Raw genomic sequence first — 4128 nt, forward strand, 5'->3', positions numbered from 1 at the left:
TCCCGAACCCGGAAGTTAAGCACTGCCGCGCCGATGGTACTTGGGCTCAAGCCCTGGGAGAGTAGGTCACCGCCAAACCTAGTAAAATCCAAATCTCTCTCAACGATGCTTATACACAAAACCGCCGCTGCGCATAACGCCAGCGGCGGTTTTGCGTTCGGCAGTTCAAAAAAAACAGGCCGGAAACAGGCTTTCGCCGCAATCCTCCAGCCGCCATTGGCCCGGGGGCAATGGACGGCGGCAACACCCGGCAGCGGCCACAGATTCAACAGCGCGCCTAACGTGCTGGATCGCGGCTTTGCCGCAGGCATCCCGGACCGGAAACGGAGTGGGCGCCAGGGGGAGGGCGGGTCTTTGCCTTTCCGGTTTGCGGCGTGAAGCTTGCTGAAAGCGGTGGAAATCTGCATCCGGCTAGGGAATTGTTAGAGGGTGCGGTTTAAACCTGCAGGCAACATTCACGCAATGAAGGTTCCGCACTGATGCCCCGACTTCCCGATTTTCTGTACCGTCTGCCTGTCCGGATCTATGCGCTGGCGGCGCTGGCTCTCAGCCTGACGGCTGTGCTGACGTTCCTGCTGCTGTCGCAATCCGTGAAAAACGCCTATGAAATGCGCTATACTGAGCTGCACAACGTCACAGACACTGCGGTCAGCCTGCTGCGCGATCTGGAGGAAGGTGTCAAAGACGGCCGCTTCACCGAAGAACAAGCCCGTGATATCGGCCGCGAGCGCCTGACGGCGCTGCGCTTTGGCGATTCGGGTTACGTGTTTGTCTTTGACCACGACCTGGTGGTGCAGGCGCATCCGACCGTGCCCGCCTGGAACGGCACCAACCAGGGCGCCTATGAGGATGTGACCGGTATCAAAGTGTTCCGGGAGCTGGAGAAGATCGCTGCCGCCAAAGGGGCAGGGGAGCTTACATATTACTTCAAGAAACCGGACTCCGAGGTGATCGAGGCCAAGATCGGCTATGTGCAGGCCTATGAACCCTGGGGCTGGATCGTCGGCACCGGCGCCTATGTCTCGGATATCGAGGCTGACGTTGCACGGATGCGCAATGAGGCGCTGATCCTTCTGGGCATCAGCCTGGTGGCGTTGTCGATTGCTGCGTATTTCATCACCCGCAGCGTCACCGGTCCGCTGAATGGCCTCAAATCCCGTATGCAGACACTGGCCGATGGCGACACAGACAGCGAAATCCCCCATGCCACTGCGCGCAGCGAACTGGGCGAGATTGCCCAAAGCCTTGATGTGTTCCGCCAGGCACTGATCCGCCAGAAGGATCTGGAGCGGGCCGAGCAGCAACGCAATGAAAAGCGCAGCAATGTCGTGAGTGTGCTCAGCAGCAAACTGTCAGCCCTGTCGCAGGGGGACCTGACCGCGCAGATCACCGGTTCCTTCCCGGAGGATTACGAGCAGCTGCGCCAGGACTTCAACACCACCGCGCAGAACCTCAGCGCGACCGTGGAACAGGTGATTGCCGCGGCCAGCAGCATCCGCAGCGGTGCGGCTGAAATCAGCCAGGCTTCGGATGACCTGTCGCACCGCACCGAAAGCCAGGCCGCGACTCTGGAAGAAACCGCTGCCGCCCTGGATGAGCTGACCGCTTCGGTCAAATCGGCAGCTGAGGGTGCCCGCAGCGTCGAGGCCACCATGGAAGACGCCAAGGGCGAAGCCCGCACCAGCGGCGAAGTGGTGCAAAGCGCCGTCGCCGCGATGACCGAGATCGAGGAATCTTCGGCGCAAATCTCGCAGATCATTTCGGTAATCGACGATATCGCCTTTCAGACCAATCTCCTGGCGCTGAACGCCGGGGTGGAGGCCGCCCGCGCTGGCGAAGCGGGCCGCGGCTTTGCGGTGGTCGCCTCCGAGGTGCGGGCGCTGGCGCAGCGGTCTTCGGACGCGGCGATGGAGATCAAGACCCTGATCGGCAACAGTTCCGGTCAGGTCGCCCGCGGCGTGGATCTGGTCGGCAAGGCGGGCGAAGCGCTGCAAAGCATCGTTTCGCAGGTCAGCCATATCTCGCAGCTGGTCTCCGGCATTGCCGAAGGCGCCGCCGAGCAATCCACCGGCCTGCATGAGATCAACACCGGTGTCACCCAGCTGGATCAGGTCACCCAGCAGAATGCTGCCATGGTGGAACAGGCCACTGCGGCCGGCCATTTGCTGAAGACCGACGCCACCAAGCTCAGCGATCTGGTGGCGCATTTCAAAATCCCCGGCGGCGGCATTGCGGCAGCTCCGGCCCAGGCGGCCAGGGCACCGGCGCAAACCGCCCACGGCAGCGCTGACTGGAACATGGAGACCGCGCCGCAGCCTGCCCCGCAGCCTGTTGCCGCGGCCGGCGGCAGTGCAGCCAAGAAGCTGTGGCAGGACTTCTGATCCGTCTGCGAACCCGTCACAGGCAAACAGAAAACGCCCGGGGATTTCCCCGGGCGTTATTTATTGCGGACTGTCCGGAAAGATCAGCCAATGATCGCATTCAGCGTTGCCGAGGGGCGCATCACCTTGGCCTTCAGCGCTGCACTCGGGCGGTAGTAGCCGCCAATGTCTGCCGCCTGGCCCTGGGCTGCGGCCAGCTCGGCCAGGATCTGCGCCTCCTTGGCCGCCAGCTCTTCAGCGATCGGGGCAAAATGCGCCGCCAGCTCCGCATCCCCGGTTTGGGCCGCCAGAGCTTCGGCCCAGTAGCGGGCAAACCAATAGTGGCTGTCGCGGTTGTCCGGCTCGCCGACTTTGCGGCTGGGAGAGCGGTTGTGGTCGAGAATACCTTGGGTGGCGTCTTCGGCCGCAGCGCCCAGCACGCCGGCCTTGGCGTTGCCCTTGGCGTCGGCCAGGAAGTTCAGGCTTTCCCCCAGGGCGCAGAATTCACCCATCGAATCCCAGCGCAGGTGGTTTTCCTCAACCAGCTGCTGCACATGTTTCGGAGCAGACCCGCCGGCACCGGTTTCAAACAGCCCGCCGCCCTGCATCAGCTTGACGATCGACAGCATCTTGGCCCAGGTGTCCAGCTCCAGGATCGGGAACAGGTCGGTCAGATAATCGCGCAGCACGTTGCCGGTGATGGCGATGCTGTCGTTGCCCGCGGTGATCGTTTCCAGCGACTGGCGGGTTGCCTCGCGCGGCGCCAGGATCAGGAACTTGTCCGCAACGCCCGCCGCTTCCAGCGCCGGTTTCACATAGTTGATCAGCTCGGCGTCATGGGCACGGTTTGCGTCCAGCCAGAAGATCGCCTCGGAGCCGGTCAGGCGCTGGCGGTCCATCGCCAGCTCGATCCAGTTCTCGATCGGTGCCTTCTTGACAGTGCAGGCCCGCCAGATGTCACCCGCCTCGACGTCGTGCGAATGCAGCGTTCCGCCGTTTGCCAGAATCACCCGGATGGTGCCATCTGCGGGCGCTTCGAACGTGGTCGGGTGGGAGCCGTATTCCTCGGCCTTCTGCGCCATCAGGCCGACGTTGGCGACGGCACCGGCGGTGGTCACGTCCAGCGCGCCATTGGCTTTGAAAAAATTGATGGTCTCGTCATAGACCGTGGCATAGCAGCGGTCGGGGATCACGCAGTTGGTGTCGCCCTTGTTGCCGTTCTGGTCCCAGCCCTTGCCGCCGGCGCGGATTACCGCGGGCATCGAAGCGTCGATGATCACATCGGACGGCACATGCAGGTTGGTGATGCCCTTGTCGCTGTCCACCATATACATGTCCGGCCGCTTGGCCCGCACGGCATCGATTTCGGCCATGATCTCCGGGTTGTCCTTCACCCGGTTCAGCAGGTCGCCCATGCCGGAATTCGGGTTGACGCCCAGGGCCTCCATCTGGGGGCCGAATTTTTCAAACACTGGCGCCAGCCAGGCCTTCACCGCGTGGCCGAAGATAATCGGGTCGGAGACCTTCATCATCGTCGCCTTCATGTGCAGCGAGAACATGGTGCCGTCGGCCTTGGTGTCCGCGATGGCCTCGGCCAGAAAGGCGGCCAGCGCCTTGGCGGACAGGAAGGTGGCATCGGCCACGGTGCCCTCTTCCAGCGTCCAGGCGTCTTTCAGAACGGTGACGGAGCCGTCCTTGGCGACAAATTCGATCTTCGCGTCCCCTGCCTGCGCGGCGGTGATGGTCGCAGATTTTTCGTTTGCATAGA

The 4128-nt window shown here is 62.8% G+C and carries 3 protein-coding genes; 1 reads left to right on the top strand and 2 read right to left on the bottom strand.

From position 1 onward, the window contains the following. A partial coding sequence (locus VOI29_RS23090) for a hypothetical protein (protein WP_323784056.1) occupies positions 1-269 on the bottom strand: 269 nt, incomplete at its 3' end. A gap of 210 nt (positions 270-479) precedes the next feature. On the opposite strand from VOI29_RS23090, the gene VOI29_RS23095 reads away from it, so the two are divergent. Beyond that, positions 480-2381, top strand: a complete 1902-nt coding sequence (locus tag VOI29_RS23095; protein ID WP_323784058.1) for a methyl-accepting chemotaxis protein — start codon at positions 480-482, stop codon at positions 2379-2381. Positions 2382-2464: 83 nt separating this feature from the next. Here the strand turns inward: VOI29_RS23095 and VOI29_RS23100 are convergent. After that, positions 2465-4128 (bottom strand): NADP-dependent isocitrate dehydrogenase (locus tag VOI29_RS23100; protein WP_323784060.1); only part of this gene is annotated, 1664 nt, incomplete at its 5' end.

This window comes from Leisingera sp. (assembly GCF_034669605.1).
In the GTDB taxonomy this organism is placed as follows: domain Bacteria; phylum Pseudomonadota; class Alphaproteobacteria; order Rhodobacterales; family Rhodobacteraceae; genus Leisingera.

Excerpts from the sequence above, each read along its gene's own strand:
- VOI29_RS23095 (WP_323784058.1), top strand. The coding sequence starts at position 480 with ATGCCCCGACTTCCCGATTTTCTGTACCGTCTGCCTGTCCGGATCTAT.